The sequence below is a fragment of the Accumulibacter sp. genome (assembly GCF_031732815.1).
GTDB lineage: Bacteria > Pseudomonadota > Gammaproteobacteria > Burkholderiales > Rhodocyclaceae > Accumulibacter.
Genome location: NZ_JAVMKF010000318.1, coordinates 38,577 through 62,074, shown reverse-complemented (window position 1 = coordinate 62,074; position 23,498 = coordinate 38,577). Strand labels below are relative to the sequence as shown.

Here is a 23,498-nt window from a genome sequence, read left to right as displayed (position 1 = left end):
CTATTTCGCTGTCGCCAGTTTATGCAGCACCAGTTTGTCGCCTGCCATAGACCGGACTGCGCCGCGTCCTCCGTCTTACGTTACATACTTCGCCAACAACCTTCGCAAATCCTCAGCCAGTTCCGGGTGGCGGAGGCCGAAGGCGATTGTGGCGTCCAGGTAGCCGAGTTTGGAGCCACAGTCGTAGCGTGTGCCGCGGTAGCGGTAGGCGAGGACCTGTTCCTCGGCAAGCAGTGCGGCGATGCCGTCAGTGAGCTGGATCTCGCCGCCGGAGCCTTTGCCGATGTGGGCGAGGTGGTGGAAGATGCGTGGCGTCAGAATATAGCGTCCGACGACGGCCAGCGTTGAGGGTGCTTGCGCGGGTTCGGGCTTCTCGACGATGCCGCGGATCTGTTCGACGCCGTCGCTCAAGGGCTGACTGTCGACGATGCCGTAGCTCCTGGTATGCGCGCGTGGCACGTTCTGGACGCCGATCACGGAGCAGTGGTGCTCGGCATGAACGTCCACCATCTGGCGCATCACTGCGGGCTCGCCGTCGAGGAGGTCGTCGGCGAGGAGTACCGCGAAGGGCTCGTCGCCGACGACGGGCTGGGCGCAAAGTACGGCGTGGCCCAGGCCAAGCGCCTCGGCCTGCCGGATGTAGATGCAGTTGATGTCTTTCGGCAGCAGGTTGCGCACGAACTCGAGCGTTTCGGTTTTGCCGCGCCGTTCCAGCTCGGCTTCGAGTTCGTAGGCCTTGTCGAAATGGTCTTCGATCGAACGCTTTGAGCGGCCGGTGACGAAGATCATGTCGGTGATTCCGGCCGCTGCAGCTTCTTCGACGGCGTACTGGATGAGCGGCTTATCGACGATCGGCAGCATTTCCTTCGGGCTGGCCTTGGTGGCGGGGAGGAAGCGGACGCCCAGTCCGGCGACCGGAAAGACCGCTTTGGTGACTTTCTTCATCTGTTCAGCAATTCCCTGCAACTCAATGAATGGAGACTCTTCCGGCCCGGGCCGGTGGGTGCACGTTGCGGACTCGGCGGGAATCCGTCCTTAAATTGGCAGGATAGTATATTCCGCTTGTCGCTGTTGCGGACAGACGGCGTCGCTGATGGCGGTCGTACGGCCATGGCTACAGCATGCGCGGCGACAGGTTGCCGGTCATCGAGCGCAGTCCGAGTTCGAAAAGCTGCTGCAAGGGTTGGCTCAGGTAGGGGAGGGCAACGACCAGGCTGGCGAAACCGAGTGCCAGGGTGAGCGGAAAGCCAATCGCCATCAGGTTGAGCTGTGGTGCGGCGCGGCTGAGAACGGCAAGCGCGAGGTTGGTGATCATCAAGGCGACGAGGATGGGTAGCGCCAGGAAAAGCCCGGAGGAGAAGATGACGCTGCCGGCCTGCGCCAGTGTGTGCCAGGTGGTCGGGCCTGCGGTCTGCACGCCGATCGGGATCAGGGCGAAGCTGTGGACAAGCGTGGCGATGACCATCAGGTGCCCGTTGATCGCCATGAAGACGAGCAGTGCGAGCAGACCCAGGAACTCGGAGATGACGGCGGTCTGACCAGCGGTCTGCGGATCGTAGGCACTGGCGAAGCCCAGGCCCATCTGCAGGCTGATCATTTCGCCGGCGAGGTCGACCGCGGTGAACACGAGGCGCATGGCGAAACCCATGGCGAGGCCGATCAGCATCTGCTGGGCGAGGATCAGGAGCCCGGCCGCCGATCCCGGGTCGAGTGGCGGGATTGGCGGCAGGACGGGCGTGATGGCGAAGGTGATCGCCAGGCCGGCGGCGAGCCGGACGCGCAGCGTCAACGCCGGGTTGCTGAACGGTGGGGCAGCAGCCAGGACGGCAAGGACGCGCGCCAGGGGGAAGAAGAAGGCGCTTACCCAGGCGTTGATCTCGTGGGTCGACAGATTGATCACGCAGCCGTCAGCCGACGAAGAGCGGGATGCTTTCGAGCAATCGCCGCATGTAGTCGACCATCAACTGCAGCATCCACGGTCCGGCCAGGACGAGGACGAGGAACATGCCGACCAGTTTGGGGATAAACGACAGGGTCTGTTCGTTGATCTGAGTCGCTGCCTGGAAGACGCTGATCACCAGGCCGATGAGCAGCGCGGCGAGGAGCAGCGGCGCCGACAGGAGGAGGGTCATTTCGATCGCCTGCCGTCCGATGTCCATGACGATTTCGGGCGTCATGCGGCGAAGCTTGCCATCAGCGAGCCGAGCAGGAGGTGCCAGCCGTCGACGAGGACGAAAAGCATCAGCTTGAAGGGCAGCGAAACCATCACCGGCGACATCATCATCATGCCCATCGACATCAGCACGCTGGCCACGACCATGTCGACGATGAGGAAGGGGATGAAGATGATGAAGCCGATCTGGAAAGCCGTCTTCAGTTCGCTGGTGACGAAGGCCGGGATGAGCAGGCGCATGGGAACGTCTTCGGCGGTCTGGAAACGCGGCGCGTTGGTCATCCGGGCGAAGAGGGCAATGTCCGCTTCGCGCGTCTGCTTGAGCATGAATTTGCGCAAAGGGACGGCGCCCCGTTCGATCGCCTGCAGATAGGTGATCCTGTTTTCCGAAAGGGGGACATAGGCGTCGGTGTAGACGGTGTCCAGCACTGGCGACATGATGAAGAAGGTGAGAAAAAGCGAAAGCCCGAGAAGAACCTGGTTGGGCGGCGAGGTCTGGGTGCCGAGGGCGTGGCGCAGCAGCGAAAGGACGATGATGATGCGCGTGAAGCTGGACATCATCAGCAAGGCTGCCGGAATGAAGGTGAGCGCCGTCAGCGTCAGGAGCGTTTGTACCGACAGCGTGTAGGTCTGGCTGCCGCCGGGTCCGGGCGTGCTGGTGAAGGCGGGCAGGCCGCCACCGGTTTGTGCCCAGACGGCGAGAGGCATGAGGAGGGCGGCAGGCAGCAGGCAGACGGCGGCTCTAGCTGCCTTCATTCTTGCGCTCCGAGATCTGCTTCAGCCACAATGCAAAGCGCTGATCGGCCGCGGATGGTGCTTGCAGTTCGCCCTTGGGCAGCGTGTGCAGCGTGCGGATCTGGCCCGGCACCAGGCCGATGACGAGCCAGGTGTCGGCGATTTCAACCAGGACGATTCTTTCGCGCGCGCCGACGATCAAGCCGCCGACGATGCGTAGCGGTCCGCTGCTGCCGAAACCGCGCCCACCGTTCAGCCGGCGCAGGAGGAAGGCGGCGAGGAAGAGAAGCCCAATGACCAGGGCGAGCCCAAGAACGGTCTGCAGCATGGCTGCGGTGGAAACGCCGGGATCGCTGCTTGCTGCCTGCGCCCAGGCGCTGCCCGGGAGGAGCGCCGCGCAGGCGCGCGCCATGCGTGGCCAATCGGGTGCGCCAGCGCGACCGGCTTCCGCTTGCCGGTTGCCGCCAGCAGCCTGGCCAGACCGGCCTTGTTCCGCTGAGGCTGCGGGAAGCTCAGTGGCCGATTCTGCGCGCACGTTCGGAGGGGGTAACGATGTCGGTCAGGCGAATGCCGAACTTGTCGTTGACGACGACGACTTCGCCTTGCGCGATCAGCGTTCCATTGACGTAGACGTTGAGCGGCTCGCCGGCCAGCGCATCGAGTTCAACGACCGAGCCGTGTGCAAGTTGCAGAAGGTTCTTGATGGTGATCTTGGTGCGTCCGAGTTCGACCGAAATCTCGACCGGAATGTCCAGGATCATGTCCAGCTCGTTCATCAGCGACGGCTTGCCGCCTGCATTGTCGAAGCTCGGAAAGATGTTCGCGGCCTGTGCGCCAGCCGCCGATGTGGCGTCGCTGAGCGCCTGCTCGGCCATTGCGGCGGCCCAGTCGTCGTCGATGCTGGCGCTGCCCGCCGGGTCTTCCGGCTCGTCGTCTGCCCTAGCCACGCAGTTCTCCCAGCGGCGCTTCTTCGGCTTCGGTGGCGATGAAACGCTCGACCTTCAGCGCGTACTGACGACCCTGTTGCCCATAACGACATTCAATCAGCGGTATGTCATCGACCAGGGCAACGATCGTTTCCGGGATGTCGATCGGGATCACATCGCCGACTTGCATGCTCAGGATTTGGCGCAGCGTGACGGTAGTCGTCGCCAGTTGCGCGTTGATTTCGACCTCGGCGTTCTTCAACTGCTTGCGCAACATGATGATCCAGCGCCGGTCGGTCGACAACTGGTCGCTCTGCATGGCGCTGTAGAGCAGGTCACGGATCGGTTCGATCATCGAATACGGGAAGCAGATGTGCATGTCAGCGCTCGATCCGCCGAACTCCAGAGAAAAGCTCGTTGAAACGACAATTTCGGAAGGCGTCGCGATGTTGGCGAACTGCGAATTCATTTCCGAGCGCACGTACTCGAAATTCAGTTCGTATACTGGCTTCCATGACCGAGTGTACTCGGTGAAGACGACGGAAAGCAATCCCTGGATGATGCGCTGCTCGGTGGCGGTAAAATCGCGTCCTTCGACCCGGGTGTGAAACCGACCATCGCCGCCGAACATGTTGTCGACGACGAGGAAGACCAGGCTGGGGTCGAAGACAAAGAGCGCTGTGCCGCGCAGCGGCTTGGCGGTGACCAGGTTGAGGTTGGTCGGCACGACCAGATTGCGTGTGAACTCGCTGTACTTCTGGACGCGGATCGAGCCGACCGAGATCTCGGTGCTGCGGTGCATGTAGTTGAACAGCCCGATCCGCAGATAACGGGCGAAGCGTTCGTTGACCAGTTCGAGCGTCGGCATCCGCCCGCGGACGATTCTTTCCTGGGTCCCGAGATTGTAGGGGCGTGGTCCGCCATCGATTTCTTCCCCGCTTTCCGGCTCCTCGGCGTCGCCGGTGACTCCCTTGAGGAGTGCGTCTACCTCGTCCTGGGAGAGGAAATCCGTACTCATTGCGCTTGGCTACTGGATGATGAACGAAGTGAACAGGACGTCGCGGATCGGGCCTTCCCTCTTCTTGCTTTTCGCCCCCGGGTCGAGGACCTGATTCATCTGATCCTTGATTTCTTCGGCGAGATGCTGCTTGCCTTCCTTGGCGATCAGCTCGGAGGCCTTCTTGCTTGACAGGAGGAGCGTGATGTCGTTGCGCAGCTTGGGCATGTACACCTTGAGCTGGTCGCCGGTTTGCGCGTCCTCGACCTCGACGGCGGCAATCAACTGCAGGAACTGGTCGCCGTTTTCCGGTACGAGGTTGACGGTGAAGGCATCAAGGGCAACGTAGATCGGCGCCGCTTCGCGATCGACTTTCTTCTTCTTGACCGGCTTGGCCTTCTCGACGGCAGCTTCCCCACTTTCCTCGTCGTGTTCCGGGTTGCTCTTCAGAAGGAAGAAAGCGGCCGCGCCGCCCAGCGCGAGGACCAGAACGACCGCGGCGATGATGATGATGAGCAGCTTCTTGCTGCTCTTTGCCGGGGCAGGATCGGCACTGTCCGCGGCAGGCTTGCTATCCTTGGTGGCCATCGAGCACTTCTCTCCCTGGTTTGCTGGTCAGCCCGTTTCGTCTCGCTTGCGCTTCGCATGCTCCAGGCAAGGCTGACGGCGCAGCGCTTACACGAAGAGGTCGACCAGTGCACTGCCACGCCGGATCGCCAGCGCGTGCGCCGGCTGGCCGGTACCCGAAGCAACCCCAAGTATAGCGTCATCGCTTCTTCGCCGGGGAGACTGCGTGGGGTCTTCGCGCGCTGGCGGCTGCCGATCGGACTCGCTGCCGACGGTCACCTGGCCCAACTGGACGCCGGCGCCGGCAAGCAGCTCGCGCAAGCGCGGCAGCGAGCTTTCGATGGCGGAGCGCACATCGGCGTTGGCCGATGCGAAGTGCGCGCTGGTCACCTCGCGCTCGATGCTCAGGGTGATCTCGACCTGTCCGAGTTGTGCCGGGTTGAGCGTCAGTTGTGCTTGCTGTCGGTCATTGTCGGCAAACCACAAGACCTTCTGCGCGAAATCGTCGGCCCAGCCCGGATGGCCGAGCGGTGCCGTCAGTTGATGTGCGGCGTGTGCGGCGGCGAGCGGCGCCGACGGGGCTGCGCCGCTGGGCATGATCGAGGGCGCGGCGAGTGGCGGCGAGTTCGCGTCGGGTGGGGCTGGCCGGCTGCCTTCGGAAGTCGCCGCGAGCGGGTTGGGAGCGGCAAGTTTTGCCGCCTGCTGGTCACCGACGGGGATTGCCGGAAGCGGCGTTTGCCGCTCGCCCGCGGTGGTCGCTGGGTCTGTGCTCAGCGCGTCCTTTCCGGCCGTTTCGGCGGCCATGGGCGCGAGCAGGCGAAGCGTACGGGCAGGCGCTGAATCGCCGCCCGGCAGACTGGCGGTGGCGGCAGCCTCGCCGACTGTCCCGGCGAAGCCGCTGCGCGGCGTCGGGGTGGCCGGAGTCAGGCCAGGCGTGGCGACGAACAGCGGCATTGCTGCCTGCGCCGCCAGCGCATCGGCAGGACCCGCCGTTGCCGCCGTCGCCGCAGCCGTCTCGGTACTCGTCTCCGTAGCCGTCTGCGTCGTCTTCTCGTCCTGCCGCAGAGCGTCTTCCGGTATTCGTGGACTGCTCCGCGGGTCGCTTGTCAGGGCGGCGAGCAGGCTGGCAAAATCGGCCGTCGGGCCGGCAAGGCCGACGCTCGCTGGCTGGTCGATCGGGGTAGCTGCGATCGTCGCCGGGAGCGCCGAAGGGACAAACTGGGAAACGATGGAAATCGTCATGATCGTTCTCTCAGGCGGGCGTAGTGTCGACCTTGACGCAAGTCCCGTGCCAGTATGGTCACTGCTCCCGATCGTCTTTTCCGCTGCGTGCTGCGTGCTCGTCCTGCACCTTCTGCTCCTGCCGCGTCTCCTGGCGCGCTTGCTGCAGACGGTGCCGGGTGGCCAGCGCATCGAAGGCTTTCAGCTTGATCTGCTGCTGTTGCCATTCGAGCTGGCCGGCGACGGTCTGTGTTTCGTGGCGGCGAACGACGTGTGCCTGCTGCTCGATCGCTTCGTCGAGGCGATCGAGGAACTGCTGGAAGTTGAGCCATTGCGGCTGCCCGAGGCCGTTCTGCACGGCCTGGCGGAAGCGCGCCGAGTATTCGTCGCGATATTGCTTCAGCAGCGCGTGCTTGCCTTTCTCGCTTTGCTCGGCAGCGATCAGGCGGGCAAGCCGCTGCGTCGCTGCGTCGCTGCGGCTTTGCATCAGGTCGAGCACGGTCTGCAGGGCGAAGGGTTTGCTCATCGTGGGCAGTTACCGCTGGCGGGTTTCAGGCGGCGCGCGCGAAGAGCGCCTGCAAGTCGCCGAGGCTGCTCGTGAAATCGGCGCGTTGGCTGAGCGCCTGCTGCAAGAGCGTCTCGAAACGTGGGTAGAAGGCAATCGCCTGGTCGATCTGGGGATCCGATCCGGCGACATAGGCGCCGACGCTGATCAGGTCGCGCGAGCGCTGGTAGCGCGAAAAGAGGCTCTTGAAGCGGCGAATCAGTTCGAGGTGCTCGGGACTGACCAGCCCCACCATGGCCCGCGAGATCGACTGTTCGATGTCGATCGCCGGATAGTGCCCGGCATCGGCGAGCGCCCGCGAGAGGACGATGTGTCCGTCCAGGATGGCGCGCGCGGCGTCAGCGATCGGGTCCTGCTGGTCGTCGCCCTCGGCGAGAACAGTGTAGAAGCCGGTGATCGAGCCGCCGCCTTCGAGTCCATTGCCGGCGCGCTCGACGAGCTGCGGCAGGCGGGCGAAGACCGACGGTGGGTAGCCGCGGGTGACCGGTGGCTCGCCGATGGCCAGCGCGATTTCGCGCTGCGCCATCGCGTAACGGGTCAGCGAATCCATGATCAGCAGGACGTGTCGACCGCGATCACGAAAGTACTCGGCGATGCTGGTCGCGTAGGCGGCGCCCTGCAGGCGCATCAGCGGACTGACGTCAGCCGGTGCGGCGACGACGACCGAGCGGCGCAGGCCGTCGTCGCCGAGAATCTGCTCGATGAACTCCTTGACTTCGCGGCCGCGCTCGCCGATCAGCCCGACGACGATGACTTCGGCCGCCGTGTAGCGCGCCATCATGCCGAGGAGGACGCTCTTGCCGACACCCGATCCGGCGAACAGCCCCATGCGCTGCCCGCGTCCGACGCAGAGCAGCGCGTTGATCGCGCGTACGCCGACATCGAGCACGTGTTCGATCGGCGCGCGCGACATCGGGTTGAACGGGCGGCTTTGCAGTGGGCGAAGCGCGCCGGCCTGCAACGGGCCGAGTCGATCGAGCGGCCGTCCGGCACCGTCGAGTACGCGACCGAGGAGTTCTTCGCCGACGGGAACGAGCTTTGCGCGGTCGATCGAACGGCGGCGGGCTGGCGGCGGCTGGCCGACCTGCGGTGGCCGGTTGCGCGTTTCGAGTGCGACGACGCGAGCCCCCGGCGAGAGGCCGTAGACGTCGTCCGAGGGCATCAGGAAGAGCCGTTCGCCGTTGAAGCCGACGACCTCGGCTTCGATCGGCGAGCCGCCGGTCGGCATGATCCGGCACGAGCTGCCGAGCGGCAGCTTGAGTCCCGAGGCTTCCATGACCAGGCCGTTGATGCGCGTCAGGTGTCCGCTGGGGAGCAGCGAACTCGCTTGGCGCGCGGCTTGCCGGCAGCCGATCAGGAAGCTCTGCCAGGCGGCCAGGTGCGTGTTTTCGCCGGAATCGCTCACTGCCCTCGGTCCCGCCCGGAAGGATCGCTCTTCGCCAGCCACTCCGGGTTGATGCCGATCGCTTCGATGACGCGCCGCCAGCGTGTTTCGAGCGTGGCGTCAACCTCGCTCGCGCCGAGTTCGACCCGGCAGCCGCCCGGGGTCAGCGCTGCGTCGTCGAGGATGCGCCAGTGACTGTGCGCAAGCTGCTCGCCAAGGTGAGTGCGGATCAGGTTGGCGTCGTCCGGATGGGCAAAAAGTAGTGGCTGTCCGTGATGCGGATGGAGTGTGGTTACCGCTTCCCTGACTACCGGCAACAGCAGTTCAGGCCGTACGCGCAGACTGGAACGGAGAACCTGATTGGCGATTTCGAGGGCCAGCGCGAGCAACTCGTCGGCCACTGCCTGGTCGATAGCGGCGAGCGCCTGTGGCAGGCTTTCGAGGAGGCTGGCGAGTTGTCCGGCGATCGCCTGAGCGGCGCCCAGGCCCGCCTGGTAGCCGGCAGCGTAACCCGTCTCGTGCGCCTCGCGGTGCATGCACTCGATCTCTTCGGCGGTTGGCAGAACGATGGCCGTCTCCTCGAGCGGGCTCTCGTCCGCCGGTAGAACCTCGACCGGCTCGGCGCTGGGCGCGACGGCTTCGGCCGGTGCTGGCGCTGGTGGTGCATGCGGGTTGGCTTCCGTTCGCTCGTCGAAGGCGGCCACCTCCCAGCGTTGGTAGGCGGTCAACTTCTCCTTCGGGATCCATCGGTTCATTGGCGGCTCGTGGCGGCGAAGTAGCAGATGTTCTGCATGTCGCACGGGCACGCGCTGCCGTCGCGCCGCCGGCGCTCGTGCTCGTCGACTCGTCTGCCCAATCTGTTCAGCTTTTCCATCATGCCATTTCTTGCTGTCTGGGGTTGCCGCGGCGCGTCCGCCTGCGCCCGAGCGACGATCGATCGAGCCGGGCAAGGGCTTGCCGGGGGATCAGACCATTTCCTCGTTACCCGCGCCGCCGAGGACGATCTGTCCCTCGTCGGCCAGCCGGCGGACGATCTTCAGGATCTCCTTCTGTTCGGCTTCGACTTCGGAAAGGCGCACCGGGCCACGCGAATCAAGGTCCTCGCGCAGCATTTCGGAAGCGCGCTGCGACATGTTGCGGAAAATCTTTTCGCGCAATGCCTCGTTGGCGCCTTTCATGGCGAGAATCAGCGATTCCGACTGGATCTCGCGCAGCAGCAGCTGGATCGCCCGGTCGTCGAGGTCGAGCAGGTTTTCAAAGACGAACATCTCGTCAAGGATCTTCTGGGCCAGGTCCGGATCGTACTCGCGTATCGAATCGAGCACTGTAGTTTCGTTGGCGGTCCCCATGTAGTTGAGGATCTCGGCGACTGTCCGCACGCCGCCCATGGCCGATTTCTTGATGCTGGCGGAACCGGAGAGCAGGCGGAGCATGACGTCGTTCAACTCCTTGAGGGCCTCCGGCTGGATACCCTCGAGTGTTGCGATGCGCAGGACGACATCGTTGCGCAGCCGGTCGGTAAACTGGTTCAGGATGTCGCTCGTATGGTCGTGTGCCAAGTGTACGAGGATTGTCGCAATGATTTGCGGGTGTTCGTTCTTGATCAGGTCGGCGACGGTTGGCGCATCCATCCACTTCAGCCCTTCGATGCCATTGGTATCGCCGGGCTGGAGGATGCGCGAGATCAGGTTGGACGCTTTGTCGTCGCCGAGCGCTTTGGTCAGCACCGAGCGAACGTAGGCGTCGGCATTGACATGCACCGCCGCCGAGTCCTCGGCGATCTGCTGAAAGTCGTCGACCACCTGTTCGACGCGTGCGCGCGGCACCGACTTGAGCGCGGCCATCGCCTGCCCGATTTTCTGCACTTCCTTCGGGCCGAGGTACTTGAGCACTTCGGCGGCGTAATCCTCGCCGAGTGCGACGAGCAGGATCGCACTCTTTTCGATGCCGTCTTCAGCCGCCATTGGCGCCCATCCATTCCTTGATGATGTTGGCGACCGCCTGCGGATCCTGCTGCGCCAGCGCACGCGCGCGGGTCAGTTTCTTTTCAAGCAGTTCGGCGGCTGTCGGAACGTGTTTCACCGGCTCCTCAGCTTCGCTTTCTTCCTCGCCGGCGATCACGTCGATCTGACCACCGGCAGCCGCCCGTTCGCTTGGCGGACGCTCGAGCATTGTCCGGATCAGCGGGCGAACGACGCCGAGCAGCAGATAGGCGACGATGGCGGCAATCGCGCCGTACTTGATCAGATCCTTGGCCAGCGAGACGGTTTCCGGATCGCGCCAGGCGGGCAGGCCCTCTTCCTTTTCGACGACGGTAAACGGCGCGTTGGCGACCGATATCGTGTCGCCGCGGTCCTTGTTGAAGCCCATCGCCTCCTTGACCAGGTCGCTGATCTGTTTCAGTTCGGCGTCGGGCAGCGCCCGGCTGGCGGGTTTGCCGTCCTTGCCGATTTCCTTGCGCTGATTGACCACGACTGCGGCCGACAGGCGTCGGATGGTGCCGACCGACTGCTTGACGTGACGGATCGTCTTGTCGATTTCGTAGTTGATCGTCGAATTCTTGCTCGTGCTGATCGGCTGGGCAACGCTGGCGATCGGCGCCTGAACGCCAGCCGCGTTGATCTGGCCGGGCAAGGGCTGGCCCGGCGCGCCAGTCCCGCCGGCGCCGGCGACCGGCGGCTGAGTGAGCGGCGCAGTGGCCGGTACCGGCGGCTGATTGCTCAGCGCGCCAGGAACGCCCTGCGCCGTTGGACTGGTGCTCGCCGTCTCGCTCGTCTGCTGACTGCGAATACTGATGTCAGGCGGCGTCGTGTTCGGCCGATGCGTCTCTGCCGTCTGTTCGCTTTGCGAGAAATCGATGTCGGCGGCAATCTGCACGCGCGCATTGCCCGGGCCGACGAGCGGCGCCAGGATGTCCTCGACCCGCTTGATGATGCTCGCTTCCACCTCCTGAACGTACTTGACCTGTGTCGGATCGAGCCCGGCTTCAAGCAGCTTGCTTTTCATCTGCGAGAGCAGCGCGCCGCTCTGGTCGAGCAGAGTGACGCTGGCTGCGGTCAATTGCGGCACGCTGGCCGCGACCAGGTTCTGGATGCCGGCAATCTGCACCGGTTCGAGCGAGCGGCCCGGGTAGAGGTTGAGCAGGACCGAGGCCGACGGCTTGAGTTCCTCGCGCATGAAGACCGTTGGTTTGGGAATCGCCAGGTGGACGCGCGCGGCTTGCACTGCGGCGATCGACTGGATCGTGCGCGCGAGTTCGCCTTCCAGACCGCGCTGGTAATTGATCTGCTCGGCAAACTGGCTGATGCCGAACTTCTGTCCCTCCATCAGCTCGAAGCCGACCGCGCCGCCGCGCGGCAGGCCCTGTGCGGCCAGGCGCAGGCGAACGTCATGCACGCGCTGGGCGGGAACCAGAATGGCGTTGCCGGATTCGTTGAAGCGGTACGGAACGTTCATCTGTTCCAGCGTGGCGATGATCGCGCCCCCGTCGCGCTCGCCGATATTCGAGAACAGAATCCGGAAGTCGCTCTGCCGAAAGAGCAGCGTGGCCGTGACGAGCAGGGCGACGACCGCTGCCAGTGCGACCATCAGGATGATCTTCTGCTTGTTGCTCAGACGTGCCAGCGCTTCGCGGGCGCGGCTCAGCAGGCTGTCCGCGTCGGCCGCGTTGGTCGTTTCCAGGCTTTCGGTTCCGGCTGCCGCCATGCTCGTGTGACGTCGAAGAGCCTGCAATCAGCAGGCAAGAGGCAAAAAAGCTGATAATTACAATGCTATATTGTAGCGGTTAATGGCGGCTGACTCTTCATTCAATGGGCAAAGTAGCATAAATGACAACGGTGACGCGCGAAGCGCAGGAGTTGCAAAAGGCGTTCGACGTCTTCAATCAGGTTTCCTTGGTTCTCAGCGAGTCGTACCAGGCGCTGCAGACGCGTGTCGAGTCGCTGACCAACGAACTGGCCGTCGCCAACGGCGAGCTGCGTCGGCAGTACGAGGAGAAGGAAGCGCTGTCCGAGCGCCTGGCGCTGCTGCTCGACGCACTGCCGGCGGGTGTCGTCGTGCTCGACGGCGAAGCGCGCGTCAGCCAGGCGAATCCGGCTGCGTGCGCGCTCTTCGGTCCGGCGATCATTGGCCGGCTCTGGCCCGAGCTGGCGCGCAGCCAGCTTGCAGCGACCGAGGCAGCGGACGAGTGGCTGTGCGAAGCGCGTCGTCTGGCGATCACCGAGAGCGCGCTGGACTCGGCCGGTGGGCGCATTCTGCTGATCCACGACGTTACCGCGGCGCACGCTGCGAAGAGCGCGCTGGAGCGTAACCGACGTCTGGTCGCGATGGGGGAAATGGCGGCTGCACTCGCCCATCAGTTGCGCACGCCGCTCGCCACCGCCTTGCTGTACAGCGCCAACCTGGCGCAGCCCGAGCTTGGGGTGGCGGCGCGCGTGCGCTTCGCCGAGAAGGCGACGGCGCAGCTCAAACGTCTCGAACGTCTGATTCAGGACGTCTTGCTCTTCGCCCGCGGCGAGCGTATCGGGCGCGATCACGTGTCGCTGCGCGAGCTGTTTGGCGACGCGACGCAGAGCGTCGAACCCCTGTTCCGCGAGCAGGGCGTCAGCTTCCGGGCGCTCGGTGCGAGCGGTGAGGCGGGTGAGGCGATCATCATCGGCAGCCGCAAAGCGCTTGCCGGGGCGCTGGTCAATCTGCTCGAAAACGCGCTGCAGGCGTGCTCGGCGGGTGGCGACGTGACGCTTGCCGGCGAGCGGCAGGCGGCGCAGGTATCGATCAGCGTGCGTGACAGCGGCGCCGGGATCGCGCCGGAGATCCAGGGGCGGGTCTTCGAGCCTTTCTTTACGACGCGCGGTCAGGGCACCGGTCTTGGTCTGGCCATTGCGTTGGCGGTGGTGCGCTCGCACGGCGGAACGATGCAGCTCCGTTCGGTGCTCGGCCACGGCTGCGAGTTCGTCATCACGCTACCCGCCTTGCCGGTGCGCGCAGCGATCGATTCAACGGATGAATCCGATGGGAGCTGAATTGCCGATTCTGGTCGTCGAGGACGACGCAGCGCTACGCGAGGCGATCTGCGACACGCTGGAGCTGGCCGGGCAGACGGTTCTTGCGGCGTCCGGTGGCAACGAGGCGCTCGCCGTACTGGAGCGCCGCGCAGTCGCGCTGGTGCTCAGCGACGTGCGCATGGTGCCGGTCGATGGAATCGCCTTGCTCAAGGCGATCCGGCGGCGCCAGCCGCACCTGCCGGTCGTTCTGATGACTGCCTTTGCCGACGTCGACCGCGCGGTCGAGGCGATGCGCGCCGGGGCCTGCGACTTTCTCCTCAAGCCCTTCGAACCACCGGCGCTGCTCGAGCATGTGCGGCGCTACCGTTTGCCGGCCTGCGCCGATGAAGAGGGCATCGTCGCGCTCGATCCGGCAAGTCGGAATCTGTTCGCGCTCGCCCGCCGCGTCGCGCAGAGCGATACGACGGTTCTCCTGAGCGGCGAAAGCGGTGTCGGCAAGGAGGTCGTGGCACGCTTCATTCACCAGCACTCGGCGCGCAGCAAGGGGCCGTTCGTCGCCATCAACTGCGCGGCGATTCCCGATACGCTGCTTGAGGCGACGCTTTTCGGTCACGAAAAGGGCGCTTTCAGTGGTGCGCAGCAGGCGCAGGCAGGCAAGTTCGAACAGGCGCAGAACGGCACGTTGCTGCTCGACGAGGTGACCGAGATGCCGCTTGGCCTGCAGGCCAAGCTGTTGCGCGTCCTGCAGGAGCGTGAAGTCGAACGGGTTGGCGGCAAGAAGCCGATCGCACTCGACATTCGCATCATCGCGACCTCGAATCGCGATATGGCCGAGGCGGTGGCGAAGGGGCTGTTTCGCGAGGATCTGTTCTACCGGCTGAACGTCTTTCCGCTGCTGATTCCGTCGCTGCGCCGGCGCAGCGGCGACATCGTTCCGCTCGCCCTGCATTTCCTGGCCGAGCATGGCGGGCGAGCCGGGCGTCCAGGCCTGCGCTTGTCGGCGGCAGCCGCGGCGGCGCTCGAACGGCATGCTTGGCCGGGCAATGTACGGGAGCTGGAGAACGTCATGCAAAGGGCGCTGATTCTGGCCAGCGGCGAACTCGTCGGAATCGATGACCTGCACCTGAGCGGTGACGTCCTGCACACCGCCGACGCGCCGCCCGCGGACGCCCGCCAAGTGGCGCCAACGCCCGTCGGCAGGGCGGCGGATGACGCGTTGCCGGCGGCACCCGGCGAGCGTGGTGACAGCTTGCGTGAGCGCGAACGCGCGCACATTCTCGAAACCTTGGCCGCCAGCGGTGGATCGCGTAAACTTGCCGGAGAGCGCTTGGGCATGCCCGAGCGCACCTTGCGCCACAAGTTGCGCAAGTATCGCGAGGAGGGCTTCCTGAAGGACTGAGGTCGGCATTGCCAGCGACCGGGACCAAGGCATGTTCCTTGCTTCAGGTTGCCTGGATAGCGTTCGGAGAACACGATGGACACCAGGGGAATCGATCAGATGTTGGGTATGCTGCGCGCTACGTCGGCCGCCGCCAGCGGCCGGCCGGCTGAGCCAGTGGGTGCGGCGCCGCGTGCGCCGGGGTCGACGGACTTTGCGCAGGTCTTGCAGAACTCGATTGCCGCGGTCAGCCAGACGCAGCAGCAGGCGGAAGCGATGGCGGCAAATTTTGCCGCCGGCAACAATCCGGAAAACCTGCACGAGGTGATGCTCGCGCTACAGAAGGCAAGCCTGTCGTTTCAGGAGATGGTGCAGGTGCGCAACAAGCTCGTCTCGGCGTATCAGGACGTCATGAACATGCAGATTTGAGGTGAGTGGCGATGGGTTCATGGCCGCTTGACCTGACCGGTCTGCTGGCGATTGCCGCCGGTCTTGGCTGGGCTTCCGGGATTCGCCTGTACGCGACCTTGTTCGTCGTCGGTCTGGCTGGCAACCTGGACTGGGTGAGCCTGCCCGAGGGCTTGCACGTGCTGCAGCACCCGTGGGTTCTCGGCGCTTCGGGTCTGATGCTGCTGGTCGAGTTCCTCGCCGACAAGGTGGCCTGGATAGACTCGCTCTGGGACGGCGTGCATAGCTTCATCCGCATACCGGCGGGCGCCGCGCTGGCGGCGATGGCCTTCGGCGGACAGGGTGCCGAGTGGCAGACGGCAATGGCCATCGTCGGCGGCGGGTTGGCCGCCGGGGCGCATTTTGCCAAGGCGGGGACGCGTGCCGCGGTCAATGCCTCGCCTGAGCCATTCAGCAATATCGCCGTGTCGTTCGCCGAAGACTCGCTGGTCCTTTTCACGTTGTGGCTGATGTTCGCCCATCCTTGGTTGCTGCTCGCGTTTCTCGGCGTTTTCCTGGCCTTGCTCGTCTGGCTGTTGCCGAAAGTGTTTCGTCTGTTGGGCGGTTGGCGGCAGGCGCGGCGTCAAGCCTGAGGCGGCCGAGGACGGACGGCATTCGTCGGCGTGCGCGGCTAAGCCAGGCGTGCCGCGGCCCAGGCGATTCCGCCGCCGATCGCGCCCAGCGAGGTGGCGAGCAGCAGCGCACAGCCTGCCCGATACGCCAGCGGGTTGCTCGCGCGGTCGGCCAGCGCGAGCAGGTGCAGTGCACCCCAGAGGACGGCCAGGCCGACGATCAGCGCGACGCCGAGCACCTGCACTTCGCCCGTGTCGACCGACGGCATGCGTTTCTCGCGCCAGGGAAGGGCAAGAAAAGCGCCGAATATCCAGAGGAGTGCGCTGCTCCCGCCGGCGCAGAGCAGAGCGACGCTGCGCGTGATCCATTTTTCCATCATCATCCTTTTGCCTGGGTCTGTGCTGCCCGTCATGGTCGAAGCTCCCCGGCGCGCTGCCGATGCCGATGGGCAGCGCAGCAGGACAGGGCAAGCGGTGGGATAATCGCATCTTTCAGTCAGCAATTCGAGCCTCCAATGACCATTCAGTGGTATCCCGGTCACATGGCTGCGGCGCGCAAGAAGGCCGCGGAGATGATGGCGTCGATCGACGTGGTGATCGAACTGGTGGACGCGCGGCTGCCGGAAGCCAGCACCAACCCGCTCGTGCGTCAGCTCCGTTTGCAGCGCCAGCGCCCGTGTCTGAAGGTGCTGAACAAGGCTGATCTGGCCGATCCGCGGGCTACCCGCGAATGGATTGCCCATTACGATGGCCAGGAAGGCATGCGCGCGCTTGCCCTGTCGTGCCGGAAGCCGGCCGAGGTGGCGCGCCTGCCGGCGCTCTGCCAGAACCTGGCGCCGCATCGCAACGACAATCTGAAGCCGTTGCGCATGATGATCATGGGCATACCCAACGTCGGCAAGTCGACGCTGATGAACGTGCTGCTCAAACGCAGGCTGGCCAAGGTCGGCGACGAGCCGGCGATCACGCGCGCGCAGCAGACGACGCAGATCGGTCCGCGGCAATGGATCACAGATACGCCAGGACTCCTCTGGCCGCGCATCGAGCATGCCAGCGATGGCCTGATGCTCGCCGCCAGCCACGCGGTCGGGCGCAATGCGATGGTCGACGACGAGGTCGCGCAGTTTCTGGCCGGCGTCTTGCTCGCACGCTATCCGGAGCTGCTTGCCCGGCGATACGGTTGGGCAAGGGACGTGCTCGGCGGCCTCGACGCGCTCGGCGCGCTCGCAGCCATCGCCGCGCAGCGCGGGCTGCGCCTGCGGGGCGGACTGGCTGACCTGGAAAAGGCGGCCAGCGTCCTGGTGCAGGACTATCGGGCGGGTCTGCTCGGCCGGATCAGTCTGGAAACGCCGACGACGCGCAGCGAAATGCTGCTTGGGGCGGATCGATGCGCAGAACTCTCGGCGGTACACTGATCGGTGTGCTCAGCGCCCTGCTGCTGGCGCTCAATTCGCTGTTCTGGGTACCGCTTCTGCTGCTCCTCGCCGTGGGCAAGCTGCTGCTGCCTTTCCCGGCGGTTCGCCTGCGATTGGATCCGGCGCTGATCTGGATTGCCGAAGCGTGGATACGCTGCAACGGTGCCTGGATGCGGCTTACCCAGGCAACGAGCTGGGATGTCGCCGGGCTCGACGGGCTGGCAGCGCGCGGCTGGTACCTGGTGAACTGCAATCATCAGTCGTGGGCCGACATCTTCGTCCTCCAACGGGTGCTGACGCGACGCATTCCGCTGCTCAAGTTCTTTCTCAAGCAGCAGTTGCTCTGGGTGCCGGTGATGGGGCTGGCCTGGTGGGCACTGGACTTTCCGTTCATGCGCCGGCACAGTGAAGAGACGCTGGCCAGGCACCCGGAATTGCGCGCCCGCGACCAGGAGGTCACCCGTCTGGCGTGCGAGAAGTTCGCGCTGATTCCGACCAGCGTGATGAACTTCTGCGAGGGGACGCGGTTCACGCCAGCCAAACACGCGCGTCAGCAATCGCCCTACCGCCACTTGCTCAAGCCAAAGGCGGGCGGCATCGCGCTGGCGCTCAACGTCATGGGCGAGCGCTTCGCTGCCATCCTCGATGTCACCATCGTCTATCCCGATGGTGCGCCGAACTTCTGGCAGTTTCTCTGCGGCGGCATGCGGCAGGTCATCGTCCGCGTACACCGCCAGCCCGTACCGCGCGCACTGGCGACGGGCAACTACGTCGAGGATCCGGCTGTGCGCCAGGCGTTTCAGGCGTGGCTGCAAGGACTTTGGCGCACGAAGGACGAAGAAATCGACCGTCTGCTCGCCGAAAAGGCGACCGTCGACAGGGCAGCAAGTGCCGTTTGACCGGCGTCGACAGCGATCTGCCTGACGCCCGACTGCGGCGACCGGCCTTTCCGGCAGTCTAGGCGCTGGCGCGCACGGCGCGTGTGGCGGCGCAGGCGCTTGCCGCGACGCAGGCTTCCGTTGCTTCCGCCCATTGCCGGGCGCTGCGGTTGGCGATCCGCAGCGTGTAATCAGCGGCCGTAATCGCGCACCTGGCGGTTGTCTGGGCGAACCAGAAGCCAGCGGGTGGGGGTTGCCGCATGCGCTCGACGAGCGGAGAAATCGATGCATCAAGCGACGCATTGAGCTCCGCTTGCCGGCTTTCCGCCAGTTTGATCAGTTGTTCCTGCACGTGTGCGGCAATCTCATGCAGGCTGCGCGAGTACGAAAGCAGCTTCTCGAGCAGCGGGCGGCGGCAGGTCCGACTTAGCGCGAGCGCGTCGTTCAGATCGCGCAGCTCAGTCAGGGAGCACTGCTGAACCGCCGCTGCTTCGACCAGCGAGCGCGCTGAATTCAGGTTGAGGCTGGTCAGGTGTTCCGAACCATCGAGCACTGTGCGGAGCACGCCTGCCAGGAGGTCGATCGTCGTTCCTCGGCTGTCGATGATGCGTTCGTGGGCGGCTGGCATGGTGGCTGCTCCGGCAAGCTTGATGAAGAAGTGTCTGCTCGCCGCGCGGGGTCCAGCGATGCACCGGGCGTTGCTCCGGCATCATCGCGGCTGTTTGTTGCGGTGCAGCATGAAGCTAGCCTAGCGCTTATCGCCTGCGGCGTCAAGGACCCTGACCGGATATTTTGCGATTCGGCGCTTCCGTTGCGCGCTCGAGTTGCGGCTTCGCTGCCGGGTCTCCCGAACCGCTCGTTGCCGTGCGCAACGCGCGGTTCGCCGCAGCAACGCTTCAGTTGCCGCGCGTCGACAGGTACTCGGCGACGGCAGCGATCTCTTTGTCATCAAGACGCGCAGCGATGTCGCGCATTACCCTGGCTTCGTCATTGGCGCGCGAGCCGTCCTTGTAGGCCTTCAGTTGCTTGATCAGGTAGCTGGCGTGCTGGCCGCCGAGCGAGGGCGCAAGCACTGTCGGGACGCGCACCATCAGCTTGTTCCAGTCGCGGTTGCCGACGCCGTCCGGCCCGTGGCAGCCGATGCAGCCGGGCACCACGTTCGGGCGTCCCTTGCCCTTGCGAAAGAGCTTCTCGCCCGCGGCAAGGATTTCCTGGTTGGTCGCCTCCTCAGCTTTTGCCTTCTGCCTGGCGAAAAACGCGGCAATGTCGGCCAGGTCGGTTTCGGCAACCGCCTGCGCCTGCGGCGTCATCTGCTCGTTCTTGCGCTTTCCAGCCTTGAAATCATGAACCTGCTTGACGATGTACTCGGGTAGCTGGCCCGCCAGCTTCGGCCATGGATCGGCTGGCGGCGGCAATGCTATGCTGTTGCCATCGGGACCGTGGCAGGCGGTACAGACGGCAGCTTTGGCTTCCCCGAGTTCGGGATTTCCTGCCGCGAAGGCGCCAAAAGTCGCCCCCAGAAAGACAAAGCCGAGCATGGACAATGGCTTGCGCATGTTTTGTTCCTTCCTCCCCACGAGATTTTTCCGGAGTTTGCAGAATCGTGCCGTCTCTGACATAATCTGCGACCGAATGTCGCATGGCAGGTATTATGAAGACTCGCCGCCCTGCTGGCAACAAAGCGTGATAAAAGCAGATCAACCAAGCGTTAGGGAGAGGGAGGAAGCGCGATGTCACAACACCATGTTGCCCACCACGATGCTCACCATGGCGGCCACCATGCGCACTGGGACACCAGCGTCTGGCCGGCGGTCATCAGCATAGGCATCCTGGCCTGGAGCCTGGCGTTTTCGTTTCATTTCGTCTATCACCAGAGTTTTGCCGGGCTGATCGCCTTCGGCCTCGGCCTGCCGCTGATTCTCGCCGGCATCGCCGGCTGGACGAGCGAAGCGATGGGCAAGGGCGAGGGTCTGTCGTTCGGGGCGATGGGCTGGTTCATTCTGGCGGAAGCCATGATCTTCATGAGCTTTTTCGCCTACTACTGGTTCATGCGCTTGAATTCGCCGGCTTGGCCGCCGGACGGTACGCCGGAGTTGCCGATCGTCTATCCGCTGGTGATGACCGTCGTGCTGGTCGGTTCGTCGATCACCATCCACGCCGCCGAGCACCACATGGAACTTGGCAACAAGTCCGGTTTCATCACCTGGCTGCTGATTACCATCGCGCTCGGCCTGACCTTTCTCGGCATGTCGGTCTATGAATGGACACACCTGATCCATGGTGGCTTCACGATCGCCACCAACAGCTTCGGGACCACCTTCTATTCGATCACCGGCCTGCACGGTTCGCACGTCGTCGTCGGTCTGGCGATTTTCCTGGCCGGTCTGCTGCCGGCTTTGCGCGGCAACATCTCACACGGGTTCTGGCGTACGGCCAGCCTGTACTGGCACTTCGTGGACGTGATTTGGTTCTTCGTCGTTTCGCAAGTCTACTTCTGGTAGGCCTTAGCACCGTGGTGTACGCGGTTGGTGAGCCGACGCGCTCGAGTTCGCCGGACACGTCGGTGATGCGCATCGACGAGCCCCGCTTTCTCGGCGCACGTCTGGCCGCCGAAACGCGCCTGGTCGACAGCAGCGGAGCGAATTTCGCACTCGGCGAGATGTTCGGCAAGCCGCTGATCCTGGTCCTGTCATATTACGGCTGCGACGGCACGTGCCCGACGATGAACATGGAACTGGCCAGGGCCTTGGCCAAGGTGGAGCGTTTCCGGCTGGGGTCCGATTACCGCGTGCTGACGGTGTCCTTCGACGCGCGCGATTCAAGTGCGACCGCGGCCGACTTCCTGCGCAAGACGGGGGCGGTCGGCAGCGGGGGCGAGGGCAGCGAGGCGCAGCCCGGCTGGCGGCACGCTGTGCTCGCCGACAAGGACGTCAAGGCTTTTGCGGGCAGCGTCGGCTTCAATTTTTTCTGGTCGGATGCGGCAAAGGCCTTCCTTCATCCGAATGTCCTGGTGTTCCTGACGCCGCAGGGGCGAGTGGCGCGCTACATCTACGGTACACGCATGGACGCGGAAACACTGACGCTGGCGCTCACCGATGCCGACTGGGAGCGTATCGCAAACTCGACAGCGGTTTTCGACATGGTTACCGGTGCATGTTTCAGCTACAACTACGAAGAAGGCAGGTATCAACTGAACTATCCGCTGCTGGCGGGTATAGGCTCCCTTCTCCTCGGCCTGTCGCTGATGGGTCTGGGAGCGTGGGGATATCGGAGGAAGATGGGGAGGATGCATGGATAAGATTCTCAAACGTTTGGCGGTGACGAGCGTGGCTGCGGCGGCTGCCAGCGGAGCGATGGCAGCAGCGGGGGGGGCGGAGCGCGTGTTCGATCCGGCGCCCGGTTGGGATTACCTCTGGAAGGAGGTGCTCATCGATATTTCCGTGATCGGCATTCTCTTCGCTCTGATGACGGCGTATCTCATCTGGCGCTACCGGCGGACGCCCGACAATGTCGTCGGCCAGGGTCCGCGCCTGTCGCCGGCGGCAGCCGTTGGCTGGGTGGTCATTCCGACCTTCGTCTTCATGGCCGACGACTTCTTCATCGCCGCCAACGGTTGGGCGCTATGGAACAAGTATCGCGACGTGCCGGCTGACCGGCTGGAGATTGCCCTTGAATCCGGCATGTACAGTTGGGACTACACGTATCCGAATGGTGTGCAGACGCAGAATGAATTGATCGTTCCGGCCGGGAAGCCGATTCTGTTGCGGATGACCAGCCGCGACACGCTGCACAGCCACTTCATTCCCGATTTCCGCGTCAAGGAGGATTCGATGCCCGGGCGGGTGACGTATATCTGGTTCCTGCCCAAGGAGGCCGGCAAGGAGCATCTGGTAACCTGTGCCGAGTACTGTGGGGTGATGCATTCCTATATGGCTGGCCGGGTGGTCGTGAAGACGCCAGAAGAATTCAAGGCGTGGTACGAGACGAGCGGAGCCTCCGCCAAGAAAAGCAGTTGAGTGACGGGAGACGGGACATGAACTTGAAAGAATGGATCTTTACCACCGACCACAAACGCGTCGGAGTGCTCTACCTGATTGGCTCGATCGCCGCGTTTATCGTCGCCGGGATCATGGCGTTGCTGATGCGTGCCGAGTTGTCGACGGTGGGTCCAACGATCACGAGCAATCCGACCACCTACAACGTCTGGCTGTATGCGCACGGCGCGGTGATGATTCTCGGCTTCCAGATTCCGGCGCTGACCGGTTTCTTTGCCAACTACTGCATCCCACTGATGATCGGCGCCAAGGACGTTGCTTTTCCGCGCGTCAATGCGCTGTCGGTGTGGCTGTTCTACGTCGGTATCATCCTGGCGCTGCTGACCTTCTTCATTCCCGATCCACCGGACATCATGTGGACGGGCTATCCGCCGTACTCGACGATCACTACCGGGAACACGGCGCTCTATACCTTCACCGTGCTGATACTCGGTTTCGCCTCGATCATCGGTGGCGTTAACTTCCTGACCACGATCACCTACATGCGCGCGCCGGGCCTGACCTGGAACAAGCTGAACATCTTCGTCTGGTGCACGCTTGGCGCTTTCGTCCTCCAACTGATCTTCGTTCCCGTGCTGGGAACAGCGGTGACCTTGATCAGCATGGACAAGTACCTCGGAACGCACTTCTTCGATCCGACGCGCGGCGGCGACGTGCTGACGTATCAGAACCTCTTCTGGTTCTACTCGCACCCGGCCGTCTACGTGATCTTCCTGCCTTTCTTCGGCGTCTTGTTCGAGATCGTCGCGACCTTCGCCAAGAACCCGGTGTTCAACTACAAGGCGGTCGTCTATGCCGGAATCGGCGGCATCGTTCTGCTGGCCGGTGAAGTATGGGTACACCACCTGTATGTTTCCGGCATGGTCGACTGGATACGCGTCGGCCAGATGGTGACGACCCTGTTGATTTCGGTGCCTGTCGGCCTGATGCTGATCGGTCTGGTCGGAACGCTGTACAAGGGCTCGATCACCTTTGAAACGCCGATGCTCTATGCCCTCGGCGTGCTTTTCCTGTTTCTCATCGGTGGGCTGACCGGGATTCCGCTCGCCGTCGCGTCGCTCACCCTGCACCTGTCGGACACCTACTATGTCGTTGGGCACTTCCATTACGTGATGGCTGTCGCCGGAACGTTCTCGATCTTCGCCGGCGTCTACTACTGGTTCCCGAAGGTTACCGGCCGCA

The 23,498-nt window shown here is 64.2% G+C and carries 27 protein-coding genes; 10 read left to right on the top strand and 17 right to left on the bottom strand.

Annotated elements, in window-relative coordinates; translation table 11 throughout:
* Positions 1–75 precede the first annotated feature (75 nt).
* The 14 genes from galU to fliF form a co-directional block, all read right to left on the bottom strand.
* Entirely contained in the window at positions 76–945 is an 870-nt protein-coding gene (gene galU / locus RKP46_RS19675) for a UTP--glucose-1-phosphate uridylyltransferase GalU (RefSeq protein ID WP_311108193.1), read from the bottom strand.
* 169 nt (positions 946–1,114) lie between these two features.
* Positions 1,115–1,900 carry a flagellar biosynthetic protein FliR gene (gene fliR, locus RKP46_RS19670; protein ID WP_311108192.1) on the bottom strand — a complete coding sequence of 262 codons (786 nt, stop codon included), beginning with the start codon at positions 1,898–1,900 and terminating at the stop codon, positions 1,115–1,117.
* 7 nt (positions 1,901–1,907) lie between these two features.
* On the bottom strand, positions 1,908–2,177 hold the full coding sequence (gene fliQ / locus RKP46_RS19665; protein WP_311108191.1) for a flagellar biosynthesis protein FliQ: 270 nt from the start codon (positions 2,175–2,177) through the stop codon (positions 1,908–1,910).
* A complete protein-coding gene (gene fliP, locus RKP46_RS19660) occupies positions 2,174–2,929 on the bottom strand; it encodes a flagellar type III secretion system pore protein FliP (RefSeq protein WP_311108190.1) in 756 nt (251 codons plus the stop codon). The genes fliQ and fliP overlap by 4 nt, the downstream gene beginning before the upstream one ends.
* Positions 2,916–3,320 (bottom strand): flagellar biosynthetic protein FliO, encoded by a 405-nt coding sequence (gene fliO / locus RKP46_RS19655; protein ID WP_311108189.1) that lies wholly within the window; start codon positions 3,318–3,320, stop codon positions 2,916–2,918. Before fliO ends, fliP begins: the two co-directional genes overlap by 14 nt.
* 100 nt (positions 3,321–3,420) lie before the next feature.
* A complete protein-coding gene (fliN, locus tag RKP46_RS19650; protein ID WP_311108195.1) occupies positions 3,421–3,783 on the bottom strand; it encodes a flagellar motor switch protein FliN in 363 nt (120 codons plus the stop codon).
* Positions 3,784–3,847: 64 nt separating this feature from the next.
* On the bottom strand, positions 3,848–4,852 hold the full coding sequence (fliM, locus tag RKP46_RS19645; RefSeq protein ID WP_311108188.1) for a flagellar motor switch protein FliM: 1,005 nt from the start codon (positions 4,850–4,852) through the stop codon (positions 3,848–3,850).
* A gap of 9 nt (positions 4,853–4,861) precedes the next feature.
* Positions 4,862–5,419, bottom strand: a complete 558-nt coding sequence (gene fliL / locus RKP46_RS19640; RefSeq protein ID WP_311108187.1) for a flagellar basal body-associated protein FliL — start codon at positions 5,417–5,419, stop codon at positions 4,862–4,864.
* An 87-nt stretch (positions 5,420–5,506) separates the two neighbouring features.
* A complete protein-coding gene (locus tag RKP46_RS19635) occupies positions 5,507–6,640 on the bottom strand; it encodes a flagellar hook-length control protein FliK (protein ID WP_311108186.1) in 1,134 nt (377 codons plus the stop codon).
* 58 nt (positions 6,641–6,698) lie between these two features.
* Positions 6,699–7,145: a flagellar export protein FliJ gene (fliJ, locus tag RKP46_RS19630; RefSeq protein WP_311108185.1), complete on the bottom strand. Its 447-nt coding sequence runs from the start codon at positions 7,143–7,145 to the stop codon at positions 6,699–6,701.
* Positions 7,146–7,170: 25 nt separating this feature from the next.
* Entirely contained in the window at positions 7,171–8,589 is a 1,419-nt protein-coding gene (fliI, locus tag RKP46_RS19625) for a flagellar protein export ATPase FliI (RefSeq protein WP_409194171.1), read from the bottom strand.
* Positions 8,586–9,323 (bottom strand): flagellar assembly protein FliH, encoded by a 738-nt coding sequence (locus RKP46_RS19620; protein WP_311108184.1) that lies wholly within the window; start codon positions 9,321–9,323, stop codon positions 8,586–8,588. The genes fliI and RKP46_RS19620 overlap by 4 nt, the downstream gene beginning before the upstream one ends.
* A 210-nt stretch (positions 9,324–9,533) precedes the next feature.
* Complete coding sequence (gene fliG, locus RKP46_RS19615) at positions 9,534–10,532, bottom strand: flagellar motor switch protein FliG (protein ID WP_311108183.1); 999 nt, start codon at positions 10,530–10,532, stop codon at positions 9,534–9,536.
* Complete coding sequence (fliF, locus tag RKP46_RS19610) at positions 10,522–12,273, bottom strand: flagellar basal-body MS-ring/collar protein FliF (RefSeq protein WP_311108182.1); 1,752 nt, start codon at positions 12,271–12,273, stop codon at positions 10,522–10,524. Before fliF ends, fliG begins: the two co-directional genes overlap by 11 nt.
* A gap of 122 nt (positions 12,274–12,395) precedes the next feature.
* Between fliF and RKP46_RS19605 the strand changes: the two genes are divergently transcribed.
* The 4 genes from RKP46_RS19605 (at position 12,396) to RKP46_RS19590 (ending at position 15,989) form a co-directional block, all read left to right on the top strand.
* Positions 12,396–13,589, top strand: a complete 1,194-nt coding sequence (locus RKP46_RS19605) for an ATP-binding protein (RefSeq protein WP_311108181.1) — start codon at positions 12,396–12,398, stop codon at positions 13,587–13,589.
* Complete coding sequence (locus tag RKP46_RS19600) at positions 13,579–14,970, top strand: sigma-54 dependent transcriptional regulator (RefSeq protein WP_311108180.1); 1,392 nt, start codon at positions 13,579–13,581, stop codon at positions 14,968–14,970. The genes RKP46_RS19605 and RKP46_RS19600 overlap by 11 nt, the downstream gene beginning before the upstream one ends.
* Before the next feature lie 75 nt (positions 14,971–15,045).
* Entirely contained in the window at positions 15,046–15,378 is a 333-nt protein-coding gene (gene fliE / locus RKP46_RS19595) for a flagellar hook-basal body complex protein FliE (RefSeq protein ID WP_311108179.1), read from the top strand.
* 11 nt (positions 15,379–15,389) lie between these two features.
* Positions 15,390–15,989, top strand: a complete 600-nt coding sequence (locus tag RKP46_RS19590; protein ID WP_311108178.1) for a DUF4126 domain-containing protein — start codon at positions 15,390–15,392, stop codon at positions 15,987–15,989.
* A gap of 38 nt (positions 15,990–16,027) precedes the next feature.
* Here the strand turns inward: RKP46_RS19590 and RKP46_RS19585 are convergent, their stop codons facing one another.
* On the bottom strand, positions 16,028–16,351 hold the full coding sequence (locus RKP46_RS19585) for a hypothetical protein (protein ID WP_311108177.1): 324 nt from the start codon (positions 16,349–16,351) through the stop codon (positions 16,028–16,030).
* A 132-nt stretch (positions 16,352–16,483) separates the two neighbouring features.
* Here RKP46_RS19585 and ylqF point away from each other — a divergent pair, with 132 nt between their 5' ends.
* The gene (gene ylqF, locus RKP46_RS19580; RefSeq protein WP_311108176.1) at positions 16,484–17,383 is read left to right on the top strand and encodes a ribosome biogenesis GTPase YlqF; all 900 of its coding nucleotides are present in this window, start codon (positions 16,484–16,486) and stop codon (positions 17,381–17,383) included.
* Positions 17,356–18,282 carry an acyltransferase gene (locus tag RKP46_RS19575; protein WP_311108175.1) on the top strand — a complete coding sequence of 309 codons (927 nt, stop codon included), beginning with the start codon at positions 17,356–17,358 and terminating at the stop codon, positions 18,280–18,282. The genes ylqF and RKP46_RS19575 overlap by 28 nt, the downstream gene beginning before the upstream one ends.
* A gap of 58 nt (positions 18,283–18,340) precedes the next feature.
* Here RKP46_RS19575 and RKP46_RS19570 read toward each other — a convergent pair whose 3' ends face one another.
* Both RKP46_RS19570 and RKP46_RS19565 read right to left on the bottom strand, forming a co-directional pair.
* Positions 18,341–18,889, bottom strand: coding sequence for a phasin family protein (locus RKP46_RS19570; protein ID WP_311108174.1), 549 nt, complete (start codon positions 18,887–18,889; stop codon positions 18,341–18,343).
* 268 nt (positions 18,890–19,157) lie between these two features.
* Entirely contained in the window at positions 19,158–19,817 is a 660-nt protein-coding gene (locus tag RKP46_RS19565; protein ID WP_311108173.1) for a c-type cytochrome, read from the bottom strand.
* Between the two features lie 174 nt (positions 19,818–19,991).
* Between RKP46_RS19565 and RKP46_RS19560 the strand changes: the two genes are divergently transcribed.
* The 4 genes from RKP46_RS19560 to RKP46_RS19545 all read left to right on the top strand — a co-directional run.
* A complete protein-coding gene (locus RKP46_RS19560) occupies positions 19,992–20,762 on the top strand; it encodes a heme-copper oxidase subunit III (RefSeq protein WP_311108172.1) in 771 nt (256 codons plus the stop codon).
* A gap of 11 nt (positions 20,763–20,773) precedes the next feature.
* On the top strand, positions 20,774–21,559 hold the full coding sequence (locus RKP46_RS19555) for an SCO family protein (RefSeq protein ID WP_311108171.1): 786 nt from the start codon (positions 20,774–20,776) through the stop codon (positions 21,557–21,559).
* On the top strand, positions 21,552–22,277 hold the full coding sequence (locus RKP46_RS19550; protein ID WP_311108170.1) for a cytochrome c oxidase subunit II: 726 nt from the start codon (positions 21,552–21,554) through the stop codon (positions 22,275–22,277). The genes RKP46_RS19555 and RKP46_RS19550 overlap by 8 nt, the downstream gene beginning before the upstream one ends.
* Before the next feature lie 17 nt (positions 22,278–22,294).
* Positions 22,295–23,498: cbb3-type cytochrome c oxidase subunit I (locus RKP46_RS19545; protein ID WP_311108169.1), on the top strand; the 1,204-nt coding region annotated here is incomplete at its 3' end.